Annotated in this window: 18 protein-coding genes and 1 pseudogene; 8 read left to right on the top strand and 11 right to left on the bottom strand. The window is 64.9% G+C overall.

Annotation, left to right across the window (positions count from 1 at the left end; translation table 11 throughout):
* Positions 1 to 2: 2 nt before the first annotated feature.
* The 4 genes and pseudogenes from U1739_RS21120 to U1739_RS04575 form a co-directional block, all read right to left on the bottom strand.
* A pseudogene (locus tag U1739_RS21120) lies at positions 3 to 997 on the bottom strand (IS30 family transposase).
* 145 nt (positions 998 to 1,142) lie between these two features.
* Positions 1,143 to 1,823, bottom strand: a complete 681-nt coding sequence (locus U1739_RS04585) for a prolyl hydroxylase family protein (RefSeq protein WP_443025488.1) — start codon at positions 1,821 to 1,823, stop codon at positions 1,143 to 1,145.
* Between the two features lie 79 nt (positions 1,824 to 1,902).
* Positions 1,903 to 2,811, bottom strand: a complete 909-nt coding sequence (locus tag U1739_RS04580; RefSeq protein WP_332704427.1) for an RcnB family protein — start codon at positions 2,809 to 2,811, stop codon at positions 1,903 to 1,905.
* A gap of 115 nt (positions 2,812 to 2,926) precedes the next feature.
* Positions 2,927 to 3,469, bottom strand: coding sequence for a (2Fe-2S)-binding protein (locus U1739_RS04575; protein ID WP_332704425.1), 543 nt, complete (start codon positions 3,467 to 3,469; stop codon positions 2,927 to 2,929).
* A 190-nt stretch (positions 3,470 to 3,659) separates the two neighbouring features.
* Here U1739_RS04575 and U1739_RS04570 point away from each other — a divergent pair, with 190 nt between their 5' ends.
* The gene (locus U1739_RS04570) at positions 3,660 to 4,133 is read left to right on the top strand and encodes a hypothetical protein (protein ID WP_332704423.1); all 474 of its coding nucleotides are present in this window, start codon (positions 3,660 to 3,662) and stop codon (positions 4,131 to 4,133) included.
* On the top strand, positions 4,133 to 4,531 hold the full coding sequence (locus U1739_RS04565) for a hypothetical protein (protein ID WP_332704421.1): 399 nt from the start codon (positions 4,133 to 4,135) through the stop codon (positions 4,529 to 4,531). Before U1739_RS04570 ends, U1739_RS04565 begins: the two co-directional genes overlap by 1 nt.
* 47 nt (positions 4,532 to 4,578) lie before the next feature.
* Here U1739_RS04565 and U1739_RS04560 read toward each other — a convergent pair whose 3' ends face one another.
* The 5 genes from U1739_RS04560 to U1739_RS04540 all read right to left on the bottom strand — a co-directional run bounded on the left by U1739_RS04560 (position 4,579) and on the right by U1739_RS04540 (position 10,203).
* Positions 4,579 to 5,337 (bottom strand): class II aldolase/adducin family protein, encoded by a 759-nt coding sequence (locus tag U1739_RS04560; RefSeq protein ID WP_332704419.1) that lies wholly within the window; start codon positions 5,335 to 5,337, stop codon positions 4,579 to 4,581.
* Between the two features lie 51 nt (positions 5,338 to 5,388).
* Positions 5,389 to 6,492 carry a CaiB/BaiF CoA transferase family protein gene (locus U1739_RS04555; protein WP_332704417.1) on the bottom strand — a complete coding sequence of 368 codons (1,104 nt, stop codon included), beginning with the start codon at positions 6,490 to 6,492 and terminating at the stop codon, positions 5,389 to 5,391.
* Positions 6,493 to 6,502: 10 nt separating this feature from the next.
* Positions 6,503 to 7,621, bottom strand: coding sequence for a CaiB/BaiF CoA transferase family protein (locus tag U1739_RS04550; protein ID WP_332704415.1), 1,119 nt, complete (start codon positions 7,619 to 7,621; stop codon positions 6,503 to 6,505).
* A gap of 112 nt (positions 7,622 to 7,733) precedes the next feature.
* The gene (locus U1739_RS04545; protein WP_332704413.1) at positions 7,734 to 8,918 is read right to left on the bottom strand and encodes an acyl-CoA dehydrogenase; all 1,185 of its coding nucleotides are present in this window, start codon (positions 8,916 to 8,918) and stop codon (positions 7,734 to 7,736) included.
* 43 nt (positions 8,919 to 8,961) lie between these two features.
* The gene (locus U1739_RS04540; RefSeq protein WP_332704411.1) at positions 8,962 to 10,203 is read right to left on the bottom strand and encodes a TetR/AcrR family transcriptional regulator; all 1,242 of its coding nucleotides are present in this window, start codon (positions 10,201 to 10,203) and stop codon (positions 8,962 to 8,964) included.
* Between the two features lie 152 nt (positions 10,204 to 10,355).
* Between U1739_RS04540 and U1739_RS04535 the strand changes: the two genes are divergently transcribed.
* The 6 genes from U1739_RS04535 (at position 10,356) to U1739_RS04510 (ending at position 16,132) form a co-directional block, all read left to right on the top strand.
* Entirely contained in the window at positions 10,356 to 11,633 is a 1,278-nt protein-coding gene (locus tag U1739_RS04535; RefSeq protein ID WP_332704409.1) for an acyl-CoA dehydrogenase family protein, read from the top strand.
* A 102-nt stretch (positions 11,634 to 11,735) separates the two neighbouring features.
* Positions 11,736 to 12,821, top strand: a complete 1,086-nt coding sequence (locus U1739_RS04530) for a Zn-dependent alcohol dehydrogenase (RefSeq protein WP_332704408.1) — start codon at positions 11,736 to 11,738, stop codon at positions 12,819 to 12,821.
* The gene (locus U1739_RS04525; RefSeq protein ID WP_332704406.1) at positions 12,821 to 13,873 is read left to right on the top strand and encodes a phosphotransferase family protein; all 1,053 of its coding nucleotides are present in this window, start codon (positions 12,821 to 12,823) and stop codon (positions 13,871 to 13,873) included. Before U1739_RS04530 ends, U1739_RS04525 begins: the two co-directional genes overlap by 1 nt.
* A 127-nt stretch (positions 13,874 to 14,000) precedes the next feature.
* On the top strand, positions 14,001 to 14,765 hold the full coding sequence (locus U1739_RS04520) for an SDR family NAD(P)-dependent oxidoreductase (protein WP_332704404.1): 765 nt from the start codon (positions 14,001 to 14,003) through the stop codon (positions 14,763 to 14,765).
* Positions 14,766 to 14,878: 113 nt separating this feature from the next.
* Complete coding sequence (locus U1739_RS04515; RefSeq protein WP_332704402.1) at positions 14,879 to 15,676, top strand: SDR family NAD(P)-dependent oxidoreductase; 798 nt, start codon at positions 14,879 to 14,881, stop codon at positions 15,674 to 15,676.
* Positions 15,677 to 15,943: 267 nt separating this feature from the next.
* Complete coding sequence (locus U1739_RS04510; protein WP_332704400.1) at positions 15,944 to 16,132, top strand: hypothetical protein; 189 nt, start codon at positions 15,944 to 15,946, stop codon at positions 16,130 to 16,132.
* A 51-nt stretch (positions 16,133 to 16,183) separates the two neighbouring features.
* Here U1739_RS04510 and U1739_RS04505 read toward each other — a convergent pair whose 3' ends face one another.
* Together U1739_RS04505 and U1739_RS04500 are read right to left on the bottom strand one after the other, a co-directional pair.
* Positions 16,184 to 16,966 (bottom strand): methyltransferase domain-containing protein, encoded by a 783-nt coding sequence (locus U1739_RS04505; protein ID WP_332704398.1) that lies wholly within the window; start codon positions 16,964 to 16,966, stop codon positions 16,184 to 16,186.
* A 56-nt stretch (positions 16,967 to 17,022) separates the two neighbouring features.
* Positions 17,023 to 18,882, bottom strand: a complete 1,860-nt coding sequence (locus U1739_RS04500; protein ID WP_332704396.1) for a DUF885 domain-containing protein — start codon at positions 18,880 to 18,882, stop codon at positions 17,023 to 17,025.
* Positions 18,883 to 18,890: the final 8 nt, after the last annotated feature.

Genomic DNA, 18,890 nt, shown 5'->3' with positions numbered 1-18,890 from the left:
CGTCACCCCGGCCTTGAGCCGGGTGTGGATTCACATTCGAAGTGCAACGGTTTGAAGATTTCGGCTGGGGTGAGGTAGCCGAGGCATTTTCGGGGCGTGTTGTTGTGCGCGGCGAGGATGCCGTCGATCGCGTCCGCTGACAAGGCGGCAAGATTGGTTTTGCGGGGGAGGTCGCGTCGCAAGCGGCCGATGGCATTCTCGACGCCGCCCTTTTGCCACGGCGCGCGCGGGTCGCAGAAGTAGGCGTGGGCGCCGAGCTGGCGTTCGACGTGCGGGTGACGGGTAAATTCCGGGCCGTTGTCGAAGGTGATCGAGCGCCGCAGGTCCGGCGGCAGCGGCTGCAGCATATCGACGAGCGTGGCGGCGACGGGATCGGCCTTGAGGCTCGGCTGCGGCACGGCGATGATGACGCGGGAGTGTCGCTCATGGGCGACGAGGATGGCCTGGCCGGGGGTCGAGAAGAGCATGGCATCGGCTTCCCAGTGGCCGGGCTGCTGGCGGCTAGCGATGTCGGCGGGGCGATCGTGTATCGAGCGGCGGTCGGTGTGCCGGGGCCATCCGCCTTTGGTGCGCCGGCCGCGCTTGTATTGGCGCGCGGCAGATAGTGGCGCCAGCGGCGGTCGTTGGTGCGTTTGAGCTGGGCGTAGACGAAGCGATAGATCGTCTCGTGGCTGACGATGCGATGGCCGGCCTCATAAGCCAGGCGCCCGCAGACCTGCTCGGGCGACCAGCCTGCGGCAAGCCGGTCGAGAATGGCTTCGCGCAAGGTATCGTCGCGATCGAGCCGGGTGCCGTTCCAGCGCCGCGCCTGGGTCTGCGCCTGCGCATAGCCGGGCCGATAGCCGACCTGCGCGCCGCTGTTGCGCTTCAGCTCGCGCGAGATTGTCGACGGCTGGCGATCCAGAGCTGCAGCGATCTGCCGCTTCGATTGCCCGGCTTCATGAAGCCGGGCAATCGAACATCGTTCCTCGAGCGATAGCTGGTGATAGGTCGGCATGGCAGCACCTGTGTCAGGTGTTGCACTTCGTTTGTGAACTCGCAGGGGCTCAACTTCTTTCTTTCGGGCGTGAGAAGGAGAAGCTGGGCCCGGGGTCAAGCCCGGGGTGACGATGTGCGATGGTTCAATACCATCTCACCCTGGCCTAGCCGCGTAGCCAGCGGCCCTCGCGAAACCACTTGGTGACGATATATTTGGTGCCGCGCACCACCGGCATGCCTTCGTGCAACGTGGCCAGGTTCGGGCTGCCATCGGCATTCATGTTGTTCCAGGCGAGCAGCAGGCCGCGCTTCGGCGCGACGCGCAAGCCCGCTTGTGGAAACCAGGTCGCGCCGCCTTCCTCGACCTCGTTGAGATAGATCATCGCGGTCCAGGTACGCTGTCCCCCGGCCTGGACGACCTGCTCGTAATAGGGCGCGGTTTCGTGGAAATAATCGTGGTGCGCGCGGAATTGCTGGCCCGGGGCGTAGCGCTGGCCCTGCATCGTCTCGCCATGGCCGGGGTCTATGCCAAGCAGCGCGGCGATCGCCTCGTCGGTCGGGCGTACGTCGGGCGACCAGCGATCCATGTCGCAGCTCTCGCTGGTGCGGAACTGCGTGTCGGGATTTTCGCTGAGCAAGGTCGAGGGGCGGCGGTCGGCGTCGATCAGGCGGATCAGCGCGGCGCATTGCTGCGCGTTGAGGAAGTCGGGATAGCGATAGATGTCGGCGGCAGCGACATTCGCGCGCTTGATCGCGGGGGTGTCGGCGAGGCGGCGGGCGACGCTGTCGCCAGCGAGTTTGCGCACGGGCGAGGCGGCGCCGGCGGGGCGGGGGGCAATGGTCACACGGCGGAGATTGCCGCGCCGGCGGCAAAAAACAAGGCCCGCCGGCATGCCGGCGGGCCTCAAATGACGCGAACGTCGCTTACCAGAAGATGTCGTACACCGTGTCGACCACTTCGCCAGAATAGGTATCGACGAGCAGCGCATCGTTGTAATATCGCACCCAACGATACTCGCCATAGGCCTCTGGCAGGCCGTAATATTCGGCGTCGTCGATCCAGTAATTCTGATTGAACAGGATCGAGCTCAGCGTGAAGCCGATGCCGAAGCGGCGATAACCGGAATTCCAGCCATTGGGCGCATAGTAACGCGGCAGGTGATAGATATTGCGGTTATACTGGCGGCGCTGGTTCCAGTTGTAGCGGCTGTCCTGCCGCCAATTGCGGTTCCAATTGCCCCGATCGTTGCCGCGGCCGTCATTGCCGCGCCACTGGCCGCCGCGATTGTCGTTCCCGCGCCACTGGCCGCCACGGTTGTCGTTGCCGCGCCATTGAGCGCCCCGATTGTCGTTGCCGCGCCACTGGCTGCCACGGTTGTCATCATTACGATTGACGCGCGGGTCACCACCGGGGCGGTTGCCACGATAGCCAGCATCGCGAGTCGGCTGGCGGTTGGGCTGGGCGATCGGCGCCTGCGGGCGGGGGGCGGGCTGATAGCCGCCACGGCCGCCACGATCGCCGATCGAGCCGCGCGGGCCGCGATCGCCCCTGTCGACGCGCTGGCCGCCAGTATTGCCGTCGGGTCGCTGCGGGCGCACCTGTGGCTGCGCTTGCGGGCGCTGTTGCGCCGGGGCCTGCACCGCCGGCTGCGCCTGCGGCCGGACACGCTCGCGGGCCTCATTCTGTTGGCGCGGCTGGCGCGCTTGGCCTTGCGGGCGCTCGCCACGTTGTTGCCAGCCGGCATTGCCGTCGCGCTCGCCGCGCTGCGCCTGCGCGGCAGCGGGGATCAGCGCGGTGGCGGCCATCAGGGCCGCGAGTATGGAAGTACGCATGCACGTTTCCTCGAAAACGCCGGCGACGATCGCCCGGTCGATAGACAGGGTATAAGCCTTTGCCGATGAGCCGTTTCTGAATTGGCGTGTCAGCAATGCGAAAGGAAGGGCGCGGCTAGCGACCCGGCGGGGTCAGCGCCGGAACGCGTCGCGCCGCGTCCGCCGGCGACGTGCCCGGCGGCGCGCCCACCGCCACCTCGCCATCGCCGCGCTGCACGCGGGCCGCGGCGAGCACGGCGTCGATCACGCGCGGATAGACGCCGCAGCGGCACAAATTGGTGATGCCGGCGCGGATATCGTCTTCGGATGGACTGCGATTCTTCTTCAGTAGCACGGCCGCGGCCATGATCATGCCGGGGATGCAAAAGCCGCATTGCGGCACATTTTCGGCAATGAAAGCAAGCTGTACCGGATGATCGCGCTCGCGCGACAGCCCTTCGATGGTGGTTACGAAGCTGCCTTCGATCGCGCCGATCACCGTCCGACAAGCCATCACCGCCTCGCCATCGATATCGACCGTGCACGCGCCGCACTGGCCGTTGCCGCAGCCATATTTAGCACCGGTGAGGTTGGACGCGTCGCGCAATGCCCAGAGCAACGGGGTCTGCGGATCCATGCGGTATTCGACCGGGTTATTGTTGACGGTGAAGCGGGTCATGCGCGCCTGTGTAGCGCGGGTCGATGGGCGAAGTCACCGGTTTGTCGGACCCCGCTTTGTGCTCCCTCAAAATCCCGCATTAATATCTTCTTAGCCGCACATGCCTAAGCCGAGGGGACAGAAATCCGGGCGCCTTTATCGATCCGGTGCAGCGAGAGGACAATCGGTCGTGTCGCACAGAGGTGTAACGATGGTGGACGAAACCGCCGTGATCCGGGCGATCACCGCCCACGCTGGCGTGACGACCGCAGGGAAAGTGACGGACAAATATTCGATCTCGGTGGATCGTCTTGCGGCCTTCGTGCGGATCAAGCTCGGCGGTTTCTTTGCGCTTGAGGATGTCCAGGAATTCGCCGCAGCGCAACGACGCGCCTATGAGACCCTGGCCTCGGCCAAAGGCCGTCACGTGACGCTGTGCGACGTCTCGGCGTGCAAGATCCAGCCACAGGAAGTGGTCGAAGCGTTTCGCGGGTTGCTAACCGATCGCAGCTTGATGTCGGCGCGCATGGCGTTCGTCACCGGCGCGTCGCCCGCCAAGATGCAGATCCGCCGGCTGATCGCGCGAGACACGTGCCGATTCTTCGAAGACGAGGTGTCGGCCGAGCGCTGGCTGGTGGCGATCGAATGCCAGGACGATGCCGGCGCGACGTCGGCGTCCGGCTGATGTTTGCCGTCGCCGCCGATCCGGTCAGTGCGGTCGTGCACATCCATTTGTCGGGCTTTTTCGACCACGCCGAAGTTGCCTGTTTCTGGCGCGAAGAACAGGAAGTGGCGCGCGCAGCGCAAGCGCGGCACGGCACGTACGACCTGCTGATCGAGACCGCCGGCGGTATGGCGCAGGGGCAGGACGTGCTGGCCGCGTTTCACCGCGTTATCGTCGAATCGCCCGTCAAGGCGCGCCGCATCGTCATCGTATCGGAGAGCGCATTGCTCCGGCTGCAGATCCGCCGCGTGCTGGCCAGCGACACCTTGCAGGTCGTTGAGACGCTGGCGGAAGCCGAGGCATGGCTGGCCTCGCCGGAGCGAAACGCCTGTCAGGACAAGGTCTCGCTGCCATCCTGAGACGCGCTCAGAACGCCTCTCGCTGAACCACGAGGCATGCCCCCGTCTTAGTTGCGCCAGCTCGTGTCGATCTTGTCGACCTTGCGGACCATGGCGGCAAAGTCGGCCGCGCCGGCGCCGCCGGGGACTTGCGCCATGTGCAGATCACGCTGGTGCACGGCGACGACGGCTTCATCGACCAGCAACGGCTTGCCCATGCTCATCGTGGCGATCTGGATCTCGCAGGCGCGCTGCAGACTCCAATGCTTGATGAACGCCTCAGGCAAGGTCTTGCCCATCACCAAGATGCCGTGATTCTTCAGCAGCATGACTCGCTTCTGGCCGAGATGCGACAGCAGGCGTTCGCCTTCCTCATCGCGCACGGTGACGCCCTCGAAGTCATGATAGGCGATTTGCCCGGCGAAATTGCAGGCGTAGAAATTGCTCGGCTGCAGCCCGCCTTCGACCGAACTGACCGCCATGCCCGCCGTGGTGTGCGTGTGCATGATGCAATGCGCGTCGGGCAGGTGGCGGTGGAACAGCGCGTGCTGGACGAAGCCGGCGCGGTTGACCGGATAGGGGCTGTCGTCGAGCTTGTTGCCGTCGATGTCGATCTTGACCAGGCTCGACGCGGTGACCTCGCTGAAATGCAGCCCGAACGGGTTGATCAGGAAGGCGCCTTCCTCATCGAGCTTTACCGTGATGTGGTTGTAGATCATCTCCGACCAGCCGAGCATGTCGAACACGCGGTAGCAGGCGGCCAGTTCCTGGCGTGCGGCCCATTCGGCCTCGCTCATCTGGCTGTTGCGGAGGACTGCGGTGGCCATGATGCTCTCCATGTTCTGAACTATCGGTATGGTTATCGCACGACTGCGCGATCAGCGCAAAGCGGCGATTTCCGCATCGCTGAAGCCGAGTTCGGCGAGCAGGTGCGGGTCGGCTCCGGCGGCCATGGTAGGGGCGACCGTCGGGCTGGCCGAGTAACGCGGGGCGGGGGCGGGCTGGGTGACGCCACCCGCGTCGACAAAGGCGCCGCGAGCAACATTGTGCGGATCCGCGACGGCTTCGTCGAACGAGAGAATGGGGGCGAAGCAGACTTCATGGCCGGCGAAGGCGGCGCACCACGCGTCGCGCGTCCTCGTCTTGAACTGATCGGTCAGGCGGGCCTTTAACGCTGGCCATTGCCGCGGATCGAACTGCGCGGCCCATTCGTCACCATCGAGCGCCAGGACACGGCGCAGCGCAGCGTAGAATTGCGGCTCGATCGCGCCGATCGAGACATATTTTCCGTCGGCTGTCTCATAGCTATCGTAGAAATGCGCGCCGCCATCGAGCAAATTGGCGCCGCGCGCATCGCTCCAGCGGCCCATCGCGCGGAACCCCCAGATCATGCTCATCAGCACCGACGAGCCCTCGGTCATCGCGCAATCGACCACCTGGCCTTCGCCTGTTCGTTGCGCGTGGAGGATCGCAGCGAGCATGCCGAACGCCAGCATCATGCCGCCGCCGCCGAAATCGCCGACCAGGTTGATCGGAAATTGTGGCTTGCCGCCGGCCGGGCCGAAGGCGTGCAGCGCGCCCGACTGCGCGATGTAATTGATGTCGTGGCCGGGCTGCGGCGCCATCGGGCCGGTCTGCCCCCAGCCGGTCATGCGGCCGTAGACGAGCTTGGGGTTGGCCGCGAGCAGGACGTCCGGGCCAAGGCCGAGCCGCTCCATCACGCCGGGGCGGAAGCCTTCGATCAGGCCATCGGCGGTGGCCACGATGCGCTTGACCGCGTCGATCGCCGCCGGGTTCTTGAGATCGAGCGCGATCGTACGGCGCGAGCGGAGTAACGGGTCTTTGGGGTTGAGTGGGTCGCCGGGGCGCTCGATGCGGATCACCTCGGCGCCGTGATCGGCCAGCATCATGCCGCAAAACGGTCCGGGGCCGATGCCGGCAATCTCGACGATGCGGATGCCGTGGAGCGGGGCAGTGGGCATGCGGGCTCTCCTAGGGGCGGGGCGGGCTGGCAGTATCGGAAACCATACGGATGCCGTCGATCACGATGGGAGAGGCAACGCCGGGGATACCGTCGCGCGTGATGGCCATGCCGCGGGCGACGACCTGTGCGTCGGCGAACACTTCGTCGACGCGGTTGATCGGGCCGGCCGGAACGCCCGCTTCGTCCAGCGCCCAGGCCAGATCGGCCTTGCCCCAGGTGGCGATGGCGGCGGTGAGCAGCGGGATCATTTCGAGGCGATGGCGGACGCGGGCCGGGTTGGTGGCGAAGCGCGCATCGTCGGCCAGCGGCAGCCTGAGGATAGCGCAGAGCTTGGCGAATTGGCTGTCATTCCCAACGGCAATGATCAAGTCACCATCCGAGGCGGCAAATGCTTGATAAGGCGCGAGATTGGCATGGCCGTTACCCATTCTATGCGGCACCTTCCCCGACGCCATCCAGTTCAACGCCTGATTGGCCAGCACCGCTACCTGCGTGTCGAGCAACGCCATGTCGATATGCGCGCCGGTCCCGTCGCGGTCGCGGGTGCGCAGCGCAGCAAGGATCGCGACGGCGGAATAGACGCCGGTGAAGATATCGGCATAGGCGATGCCGGCTTTCTGCGGCGGACCATCGGGCTCGCCGGTCAGCGACATGATGCCGCCCATGCCCTGGATGATGAAGTCGTAGCCGGCGCGCGCGGCATAAGGGCCGGTCTGGCCGAACCCGGTGATCGAGCAAGTGATCAGGCGGGGGTTGAGCGCCGCCAGCGACGCGTGGTCGAGGCCGTATTTGACCAAGCCGCCGACCTTATAATTCTCAATGACCACATCGGACCCGGCGGCGAGCGAGCGGATCTCGGCCTGGCCTTGCGTCGTCGTGATATCGACCGCGCGGCTAGTCTTGCCGCGGTTGGTCGAGTGGTAATAAGCCGCATCGAGATCGTTGCCGTCGGGGCCGGTGATAAATGGCGGACCCCAGTGGCGGGTGTCGTCGCCGGCGTGCGGACGTTCGATCTTGATCACCTCGGCACCGAGATCGGCGAGCAATTGGCCGCACCAAGGGCCGGCGAGGATGCGGGCGAGTTCGAGGACTTTGATGCCAGCGAGGGGTTTCAACTGCCCATCCATCGTCATCCCCGCGAAAGCGGGGATCCCGCTTCTTCGTGCGGTCGCGACAAAGAACAAGCGGGGCCCCGGGGCAGGCCCGGGGTGACGGTGGGGGGCGGGGCGCTCGCGTGCATCAGAACGCCGCAATCCCCGTAATCGCGCGGCCGAGGATCAGCGCGTGAACGTCGTGCGCGCCTTCATAGGTGTTGACCGTCTCAAGGTTCATCATGTGACGCATGATCTGATATTCGCCGCTGATACCGTTGCCGCCATGCATGTCGCGGCTCATGCGCGCGATATCGAGCGCCTTGCCAACATTGTTGCGCTTCACGATCGAGACCATTTCCGGGGCGAAGCGGCCTTCGTCCATCAGGCGACCGACGCGGAGCGACGCCTGCAGCCCGAGCGCAATCTCGGTCTGCATATCGGCGAGCTTCTTCTGGTAGAGCTGGTTGGCGGCGAGCGGCTTGCCGAACTGGTGGCGATCGAGCCCGTATTGCCGCGCCGCATGCATGCAGAATTCCGCCGCGCCGAGCGCGCCCCAGCTAATGCCGTAGCGCGCGCGGTTGAGGCAGCCGAACGGTCCTTTGAGACCCTGCACGTCGGGGAGCAAAGCGTCCTCGCTGACCTCGACCTCGTCCATCATGATCATGCCGGTGATCGATGCCCGCAAGGAGAGCTTGCCTTCGATCTTGGGCGTTTCGAGGCCCTTCATGCCCTTATCGAGGATGAAGCCGCGGATGCCGCCGCCATGCGCGTCAGACTTGGCCCAGACGACGAACACGTCGGCGATCGGGCTGTTGCTGATCCAGGTCTTGGCACCCGAAATGAGATAGCCGCCATCCACCTTCGTGGCGCGCGTGGTCATGCCACCGGGATCGGAGCCGGCATCGGGCTCGGTCAGACCGAAGCAACCGATATATTCTCCGCTGGCGAGTTTGGGCAGATATTTCATCTTCTGCGCTTCGGAGCCGTAGGCGTAGATCGGGTACATGACGAGGCTCGACTGCACGCTCATCATCGAGCGGTAGCCGCTATCGATCCGTTCGACCTCGCGCGCGACCAGTCCATACGCGACATAGGAGGCGCCGACGCCGCCATATTGTTCGGGTACGGTAGGGCCAAGCAGGCCGAGTTCGCCCATCTCGCGGAAGATCGCCACATCGGTGACTTCGTTCTGAAACGCATCGATGATGCGCGGCGCGAGCTTCTCCTGCGCGTAAGCGCGCGCGGTGTCGCGGATCATGCGCTCGTCTTCCTCCAGCTGGTCGTCAAGCAGGAAGGGGTCGGCCCAGTCGAATTGGCCCATGCCGGTCATGATATAGCTCCAGATGCTCGTAGGAATGTCGTTAGCAGGCGCGTTAGAGGCTCAGCACCCGATCGTCGAACAGGCCGAACGCCAGCGTCGACGCGTAGAAGGCCACGGCCTTGTCGCGGGGCATCGTTGCGGCCCATTTGCGCATGTCGAACGCCGCGTTCTGCAGCGCCATCAACGCCTGCGCAGCGACCAAGGCATCGACCGGGCGGATCGAGCCTTCGGCGATGCCGTCGCTCATCGTGCCGGCGTAGCGCCTGGCAATGCGGTTCGAGCGTTCGAGCATTTCCGCGCGTACACCCGACGGGAGGCCCGACAAAGCGGTGGTGCGCAGCAGCGGGCCGCGTTCGGAAAATTGCACGTCGAGCAATGTGGCGATCGTGCTCGTCAGCCGCTGCCAATGGCTGCCGCCGGCTTCGTCGGCCAAATGCTGCGCATCGGCGATCGTGTCGAAGCTGCGTTTGTAGCAGGCGATGACCAGATCGTCCTTGGCATCGAGATGATGGTAGAAGCTACCCTTGGTGACGTTGAGTTCCGAGGCGATCTTTTGCACCGAGGCGCCGCGATAGCCGAGTTCGTTGATCAGCCGCGTGGCGGCGAGCAGGAAGGCGGCGCGGCCTGGCTCGGAACTTCCATGATCAAGATCGACCAGATCGGGAGCCCAACGCTGGCCAGGCGCGGCAATGCCGTGTTCGAACACGTCCATCAGCCGCGCCTCGACCCGGGCGAACTGATCGGGATCGTAGCGTGTCAGCCACACCGGCAGCCAGAAGGTGTTTTCGAGCAGGACGTGCGCGCGCGCCCCGCGCAAGTCGGTTTCGGCGCGGGTCTTGGCCGGGCCCCACAAGGTACGGGTCTTGCGGAACACCTCGCGCCACGCGGTCATCAATTGGCCGCGCGCGGGCTCTTCCATCGCGCGCAGATCGGACAATACGGCAAACGGCGTCTGCGTGCCGCGCTGGATCGCCGCCAGGCGGCCCATGGTGATGGAGAGATATTTGGCGACGCGCGCTTGCGGGGTCGCCTCTTCCAACGCTTCGTCAAGCATCGCCTGAAGGCGCTCCAGCGTGTTCTCGAAACAGGCTGAGGCAAGGTCTTCCTTGCGCTTGAAATAATAGGTTACGCTGGTGGTATTCAGTCCGACACGCCGCGCGACATCGGCGAACGTCATGCCCTTGGCGCTTTGTTCGTTGATCGCTTGAGCGGCGGCGGCGAGGATCGCGTCGCGCTTGGCGCGGAATCGCTTGGTGCCGCTTTCTTCGTCGATGAGCGTGGGGTCGGCCGTCATCGGCCATGTCTACCAACTTCCTTTAGAAGAAACAGTCTTTTTTGCCGTGCGCCAGCAGGGGCCAAATTATGTCGCCTGACGGCTTTACCGAAAACGCGGTACGGTCTAACCAACGTGGCAACGGTCAGTGGCCACGGGTTAGGAGAGCGAGCATGGATTTCACGCTGAGCGAGCGGGAGACGTATTTCCGCGATCGGGTACGCGACTTTATCGGCCAGAACATTCGCCCGCGCCAGGACGTGTATCACGAGCAATCGCACACCGGTGAGCGCTGGAAAGTGATCCAGGTGATCGAGGACATGAAGCAGAAGGCCAAGGAGGCTGGCCTTTGGAACTTCTTCATGCCGCCGCATTCCGGCCAGAACCATGTCGACGACACGTTCGAGTTCGAAGGCACGCAGCTCAGCAACCTCGAATATGCGCTGTGCGCGGAGGAGATGGGCAAGGTCGGATGGGCGTCGGAAGTGTTCAACTGCTCGGCGCCCGACACCGGCAATATGGAAGTGTTTCACCGTTACGGTACGCGCGAGCAGAAGGAGCGCTGGCTGAAGCCGCTGATGCAGGGCGAGATTCGTTCGGCCTTTCTGATGACCGAACCGGCAGTGGCCTCGTCGGACGCGACCAATATCGAGACCAGCATGGTGCGCGATGGCGACCATTATGTGATCAACGGCACCAAATGGTGGTCGTCGGGTGTGGGCGATCCGCGCTGTGCCGTTGCCATCGTGATGGGTAAGACCAATCCGGACGGCGCGCGGCACAGCCAGCAGAGCCAGATTCTGGTGCCGATGGATGCGCCGGGCGTGACGATCAAGCGCATGCTGTCGGTCTATGGCTATGACCATGCCCCGCACGGGCATGGCGAGGTGGTGCTGAAAGACGTGCGCGTGCCGGTAGAAAATCTGTTGCTGGGCGAGGGACGTGGGTTCGAAATCGCACAGGGCCGGCTTGGGCCAGGGCGGATCCATCACTGCATGCGCACCATCGGCGTGGCCGAAACCGGCATCGAGGCAATGGCCAAGCGCCTGCTGACGCGCGTCGCGTTCGGTAAGCGCATCGCCGACCAATCGGTGTGGGAGGAGCGTATTGCGCGGGCGCGGATCGATATCGAGATGACGCGATTGCTGTGTCTCAAGGCGGCGGACATGATGGACCGCGCCGGCAATAAGAGCGCGCAGCAGGAAATCGCCATGATCAAGGTGCAGGCGCCGAACATGGCGCTCAAGATCCTCGACGATGCGGTGCAGGCGCATGGCGGCGGCGGTGTGTCGGGCGATTTCCATCTCGCGCACGATTGGGCGAGCATGCGGACATTGCGGTTCGCCGATGGCCCGGACGAGGTGCACAACCGGGCCATCGCACGGCATGAGTTCGGCAAATATGCGGATCTGCCCGATGCGGTGGCGGCAAAGGACGCAGTGCGGCGGTAAGCGGATCACGCCGTCGCCCAAGCGAAAGCTGGGGCCTTCCGGTAACGAAGCGCGCGCTTGCGGCTTGAGCTCCCAGCTTTCGCTGGGATGACGAGGTTAAGAATGAAAGCAGCTGTACTCTACGCCCCCAAGACCGATCTGGTGATCGAGGACATCACCGTGTCCGATCCGGGGCCCCGCGAAGTGCTGATCCGCACGATGGCGGTCGGCGTGTGCCGCAGCGACCTGCATTTTATCGACGGTGCGTTCCCCCACCCGATGCCAACGGTCCCCGGCCATGAAGCGGCGGGGATCGTCGAGGCGGTTGGCTCGGACGTCGCGCATCTAAAGGTCGGCGATCACGTCATCACTTTCTTCACCGTGTTCTGCGGCGCTTGCGAGTTCTGCGTGTCCGGGCGACCGAGCCTGTGCGTCGATGCCTCGACGCGCCGGGCCAAGGGCGCGCCGCCGCGGCTGAGCCTTAACGACGGTACACCACTGGCGCCGTTCCTCAATCTCTCGGCCTATGCCGAAATGATGCTGGTGCATGAAAATGCCTGCGTGGCGATCTCCAAGGAGATGCCGATGGACCGGGCGGCGTTGCTCGGCTGCGCGGTAATTACGGGCGCGGGGGCGGTGTTCAACGACAGTCAGTTGCGCCCAGGCGAGACGGTGGCGGTGATTGGCTGCGGCGGGATCGGGCTGGCGGCGATCAACGCCGCCAAGATCGCCGGCGCGGGGCAGATCATCGCCATTGATCCTGTCGCGGATAAGCTCGCCCTAGCGGAGAAACTGGGCGCGACGCATGGCTTCGACGCGATGGATCCTGAGTTGACCAAAAAGGTCATCGAGCTGACCGGTGGCGGCGTGCATTATGCGATTGAAGCGGTCGGACGCCCGAATACAGCGGAACTGGCCTGGAACATCCTCCGGCGCGGCGGCACGGCGACGATCCTCGGCATGATCGCGCCGGGCGGTGACGTGAAGATACCGGGACCGACGTTCCTGACGGGCAAGAAACTGCAGGGGTCGCTGCTGGGCTCGACCCGCTTCCCGATCGACATGCCGCGGCTCGTGCAACTGTATCTCGACGGCAAACTCGATCTCGACACGATGGTGGCGGAGCGGATCAAGCTTGAGGATGTCAATGAGGCGATGGGCAAATTGCGCACCGGCGATACGGTGCGCTCGGTGATCGAGTTCGCCTGATGGATGAATCGCCGCAGACGATGGACGTGCCGGAAAAGGACCGGCTCGACGAGGCCAAGCTGACCGCGTGGATGGACGCGCACGTCGCGGGGTTTGCGGGGCCGCTGCGTTATTCCAAATTCTCCGGCGGGCAATCCAACCCGACATTCAAGATCAGTTCGCCGTCCGGCGACTATGTGTTGCGGCGCAAGCCGTTCGGCAATCTGTTGCCCTCGGCGCATGCGGTGGACCGCGAATATCGCGTGATCGAGGGCCTGTACCCGACCGGTTTCCCGGTCGCGCGGCCATATGGGTTGTGCACCGATCCGGACGTGGTGGGGACCGATTTCTACGTCATGGGCTTCGCCGATGGGCGCAATTTGTGGGACGGGACGCTGCCGGACTATGCGCCGGTAGAGCGGACCGGCATCTACAATGCGATGTGCGATACGCTGGCGGCGCTGCACAATACCGACGTGCAAGCGGCAGGCCTGGGCGACTATGGACGGCCGGGCAATTATTTCGAACGCCAGGTCGCGCGCTGGACCAAGCAATATCGGGCGTCCGAGACCGAGCATATGGAATCGGTCGAGCGGTTGATCGATTATCTCGGGCGAACCGTGCCCGAGCAGACGCGGACCGCGGTGGTGCATGGCGATTACCGCATCGACAATATGATCTTCGATAAGACCGAACCGAGCGTGATCGCGTTGCTCGACTGGGAATTATCGACGCTGGGCGATCCGCTGGCCGATTTCTCCTATTTCTTGATGAGCTGGGTGACCGAGCCGGAAGGTCGTTCGGGCGTGAAGGGCCGGACCGGGCCGGAGACCGGCATCCCGACGATCGACGATATGGTCGCGCGCTATTGCGCGGCGACCGGGCGCGAGGGGGTGCCGGATCTAAACTGGTACTTCTCCTACAATCTGTTTCGGCTGACCGGGATCGTGCAGGGGATCAAGAAACGCATCGTCGAGGGCACCGCGTCGAGCGCGCAGGCGGAAAAATCGGCGGCCGGCGTGTATCGGTTGGCGGATGCGGCGTGGGACTTTGCGGTGAAGGCGGGGGCTTGATCATTCCCCTCCCGCCTACGGGAGGGGTTAGGGGAGGGCGTGTCCAGAACTGCAGCGCCGCGTTTGGCGACAGGCCCTCCCCCAACCCCTCCCGCAAGCGGGAGGGGAGTTTAGAACAGGAGAAGATATGTCGTTATTCGATCTGAGCGGCAAAGTGGCGATCGTCACGGGTTCGACCAAGGGCATCGGCAAGGCGAGCGCGGTCGAGCTGGCCGAGCACGGCGCCAAGGTGGTGATATCGAGCCGTAAACAGGATGCGTGCGACGCGGTCGCGGGGGAGCTCAACGCGCGGTTCGGCGCGGGGACGGCGATCGCGGTGGCGGCGAATATCTCCGACAAGGCTGGTCTGCAGCATTTGGTCGACGAAACCCGCGCAGCGTTCGGGCAGATTGACATCCTGGTCTGCAACGCGGCATCCAACCCCTATTACGGGCCGCAGGCGGGGATTACCGATGAGCAGTTTCGCAAGATCCTCGACAACAACATCGTCTCGAACCACTGGCTGATCGCGATGGTCGCGCCGGAAATGCGCGAGCGGAAGAGCGGCTCGATCGTCATCGTGTCGTCGATCGGCGGCCTTCGCGGCTCGGACGTGATCGGCGCCTATTGCATCTCGAAGGCGGCGGACATGCAGTTGGCGCGCAACCTGGCGCACGAATTCGGCCCGGACAATGTGCGCATCAATTGTATCGCGCCGGGGCTGATCAAGACCGATTTCGCCAAGGCGCTGTGGGAGGATCCGGCACGGATCGAGGCGGCGAACAAATCGGTACCGCTGCGGCGGATCGGCGTGCCCGAAGAGATTGCCGGGGCGGTGGTGTTCCTCGCTTCGCCAGCCAGCGCGTTCATGACCGGGCAGTCGATCGTGATCGATGGCGGGGTGACGATTTAGGCCCATGCCGTCGCCCCAGCGGAAGCTGGGGCTTCGTGCGGCTGGCGAACAACGTTTGCCGCTTGAGATCCCAGCTTTTGCCGGGATGACGGTCGGTGGTGATGGAGGTAGGAATGCGGTTCAGCGGTAAATCGATCATCGTGACCGGCGCTGGTTCGGGCATCGGGCGAGCGGCGGCGCGCCTATTTGCCAGCGAGGGCGGGTCGGTGGTCTGCGCCGATATCACTGCGGCGGCGGAGGAAACCGCGGCCATGATCGTCGCGGCCGGCGGGACGGCCCACGGCATCATCATCGATGCGGGGAACGAGGAGGACGTGATCCGTGTGGTCACCGTCGCTACCGAATATTATGGCGGGCTCGACGTGATGTTCGCCAATGCCGGTATCTCGGGCGGCATGGCCAATATCTTCGATACCGATGTGGCGCTGATCACCGAGGTGCTGCGGGTCAATCTGATCGGGCCGTATCTGGCGATCAAACATGCCGCGCCCAGGATTGCCGAGCGCGGCGGCGGGGCGATCGTGCTGACCGCAAGCGTAGCAGGAATCCGCTCAGGCGCAGGCTCGCCGGCTTACTCCGCGTCTAAGGCGGGGGTGATCAACCTGGCGATGGTCTCGGCACAGCAGCTGTCGGGATCGAACGTGCGCGTCAACGCGATCTGCCCGGGGCTGACCGAGACGGGCATGACCAAGCCGACCTTCGATTATGCCCGCAGCGCCGACAAGCTGGACCGGGTCGGGCGGCTCAATCCGCTGCGCCGGGGGGCGCAGCCTGAGGAACTGGCCAAGGTCGCCGCGTTCCTGGCGTCGGACGATGCGAGCTATGTCAACGGCCAGGCGATCGCGGTGGATGGCGGCCTATCGTCGAGCCATCCGGTGACCAAGCAGGAATATGGCAAGACCGCGGTGTGAGCGCACGGCAATACTGCGGCGCGGAAGGTTAGGCTAAGGTTAGGCCAAGAAGCATAGTTCGCGGCGGTAGATCGGCGGGTCGCGACATCGCTGCGGTCGCGCGTAATTGTATCGAATCGACCGTCTCAAAGAACGATACGATCATGTCATGGCGGCGCGTTGTAGGACAGCAGTTTGTGATACGTCGGCCGAGGCGATCGGGCTGACTTGCCAGCAGCTTTCGGTGGCGGCAAGTTCGCTATTTGCAGGTCGCTACCAGGAGGCATCATGTCGGACGCAATCGTTTCCTGGAACCGGAATGTCGAGGTCGAGGTACGGGTGGCAATCTCGCCGGCGGGGCTGCTGTCGATCGCCGCGATCGTGCTGGCCGGGGCGGTGGTGACGGGCGTCGCCATTCGCGAAGCGCGGCGGCCGGGCCGTCCGCGCCTTAACGAAAGTGCAGTCGGGAAGAACTAAACGCGTCGACCCGATCGGCGAGTGCTGCCCGCGGCCGTTCGGGCGCTAGCCTTACACAACAGCCCGCCGTCCCCAAACGAGAAACGCCAAATCCCACATGATCGAACCGCCGATGGAGCGGCGCTCTTCCTCGATGCGCTGCGCGAGCGTGTCGAGCCCAACGTCTTCGGCGCTGGCTACGCCGCGCTCGATCAGGCGTGGCAGCATGGCTCGGGCAAGCGTCGGCAAGAATGACGGCGCGCCGGGCTGGAACAGGATCGCTTCGCTGCGCGTGTCCGCGATCGAGAACCCCGCTGTTGGGAGCAATTCGACCAAACGGAGCGCCAGTGAGACGTCCCCGCCCTCCGCTGCGACCGTATCCCACATCCAGTCATATAGGCGGCGATGCACGGCGAGTTCGCCGAGCCCGTAGGGCAATGCGGCCCGCGCATGTTCCTGAAAGGCGATGATCGCGCCGGGCTTGGCCAGGACGGCAAGCCGAGCAAGCGTTGCCGCTGCATCAGGAAGATACATCAGCACCCGGCGGCCGACGATCGCGTCGAACCGGCCCAGGTCAGGTAGTTCGCCAGCCAGGTCTGCCTGACAGTATCGAATGGATGCAGCATGCGCATCCGCCTCGACGGCGCGGCCCAGCGCCAGTGCCGGCTCGCTGGAGTCGATCGCGACAATTTCGCCCGTTGGGCCCGCAAGGCCGGCGATCAGGCGGCTCAGGTCTCCATTCCCGCACCCGACATCCAGCACCCGCATGCCATGGGAGATGCCGAGCCCGGAAAAGAAGCGGGCGCTGGGCGCGTTAGCGGGATTCGAACCCGCTGGCGATGGTATATGAGACATTGTAACATCGGTAGCGCCAGCGGGCGGCTATGGCTACCCTTCGTTTACTGCCTTGCTCAATACGGCTTCCACCGCCCGATCCACGCGTCGACGATTCGGCCCAGCACGCTAAGCGGCACGCCGCCGGTGCTGACGACGAGGTCGTTGAACGCCTTGCCGTCGAACCGCGGGCCCAGTTCGGCGCGGGCCTTGGTGCGCAGGCGGTTAATTTCATTATGGCCAGTCTTGTAGCCGAGCGCTTGACCCGGCCAGGCGCAATAGCGGTTGAGCTCGCTCTGGCATTGCGACGGCGTGTAGCCAGTCGCTTCGCCGAACCAGCGCGTCGCTTGCGCCATGGTCCAGCGCTTGTGGTGCAGGCCGGTGTCGGCGACGAGGCGGCTGGCGCGGAAGTTCATCGATTGGAGATAGCCGATGCGGCCGATCGGATCGCGCTCGTAGAAGCCGACCTCGTCACCGATCTGCTCGCCATACAGGCCCCAGCCTTCGCTATAGGCGTTGAACGCCAGCAGCGTGCGGATCAGCGGCAGATCATAGGTATATTCGCCCTGCCAGACATGGCCGGGGATGCCTTCGTGGAAGGTCAAAGTGGGCAGCGCAAAGCGCGGCCAGATGCCGGTATCCTTGAGGTTGATGTAATAAGCGCCCGGCGTCTTGCCGTCGATCGAGCCGGCCGAGGCGTAGCCGTTGGGCATGCCGTTTTCAATCGAGGGCGGCACGCGCTTGACGTCGAGCCGGCCGGGCACGAGCTTGTGGAACGCTTGGGCCATGCGCGGGCGGATGTCCGCGACGACGGTGTTGAGATAGGCGAGCAGCTCGGCGCGGCCTTTGTCCGTATTGGCGTAAAGCAGGTCCGGGCGCTTGCCGAGTTCGATCAGGCGCTGGCCGACCGTGCCCTTGGCCAGGCCCTGGGCCTTGAGCAGCACGTCCATCTCGGCGGTGAGCGCCGCGACCTGCTCCAGGCCGGACTGGTGGATGTCTTCCGGGGTGCGTTTGGTGGTGGTGCCGGCCTCGACCAGCCAGGCATAGCTGCGCTCGGCGCCGGGCAATTGCCACATGCCGGGCGTGTTGCCTGCCTTGGGTTTCAGTGCCTCGAATGCGGCGGCCTGGCGGGCGAGCGCGGGGGCGATCGTGCCAGTGGCGATTCTGGTGGCTCGGTCGGACCAAGCGCCGGGCAGGCCGGCTTTGCTGGTCTTGGCGGCAAAGGTGGTGACGAGGTTCCAGTCGGCGACCGGCTGCGCGGCGGCGGTGGCGAGCTGGGCGGCGGTGATGTCGATCAGGAAACGCGGCAGGATGAATCCGGCGGCGGCGTCCGCCGTGATCCGCGCGGTTTCGGCATCGAGCTGTGCCGCATAGGATTCGAGCCGAGCGAGATAGGCGTCGGCGTCGGCGCGGGTGGCGACTTTGTGCTTGCTCTCCAGCATGTCGGGGATTTCGGCGAACGCGCCGGTGCCCTGGCTGACGATATAGGGCGTGCTGCGATAGGATGCGTTCTGGTTGAGGATGGCGACGTCGCCGTGCGGCAGCGCCACGCAGCCGTCATGCGCGAGATCGTAGGCGGCCTGCGTGACATCCACGTCGAGCGCGATCTGCGGCGTGAGCGTGGCGCGATCGATCTTCTGGAGCTGGGTGCGACGGATGTCGATGCGGTCGCGGCGGGCGCGATCGGCGGTGAGGCTGTGATCGGTGAGCTTTGCCTTCAACGCGGCGCGCGCGCCGACATCGATGCCGAGCTGGGTCGCGCCTTCGGGGAAGTCGGCCAGCAGTTCTTCGGCGATGCCGGCGAGCGTCTTGCTCGCGCCGGCGTCGCCGGGGGCGGCTTTGGCGCCTTGGGCGATGGCGGGGAGGGTGGTGGCGAGACCGGCAATACCGGCCTGGGCGAGCAGCGTGCGACGATTGAGCATGGCCCAAGGTGCCATGGAATGGC

This window comes from Parasphingomonas puruogangriensis, from assembly GCF_036663635.1.
Taxonomy (GTDB): domain Bacteria; phylum Pseudomonadota; class Alphaproteobacteria; order Sphingomonadales; family Sphingomonadaceae; genus Sphingomonas.
Note: the sequence above shows the minus strand (reverse complement) of the source record. Positions and strands in the feature narration are given on the sequence as shown.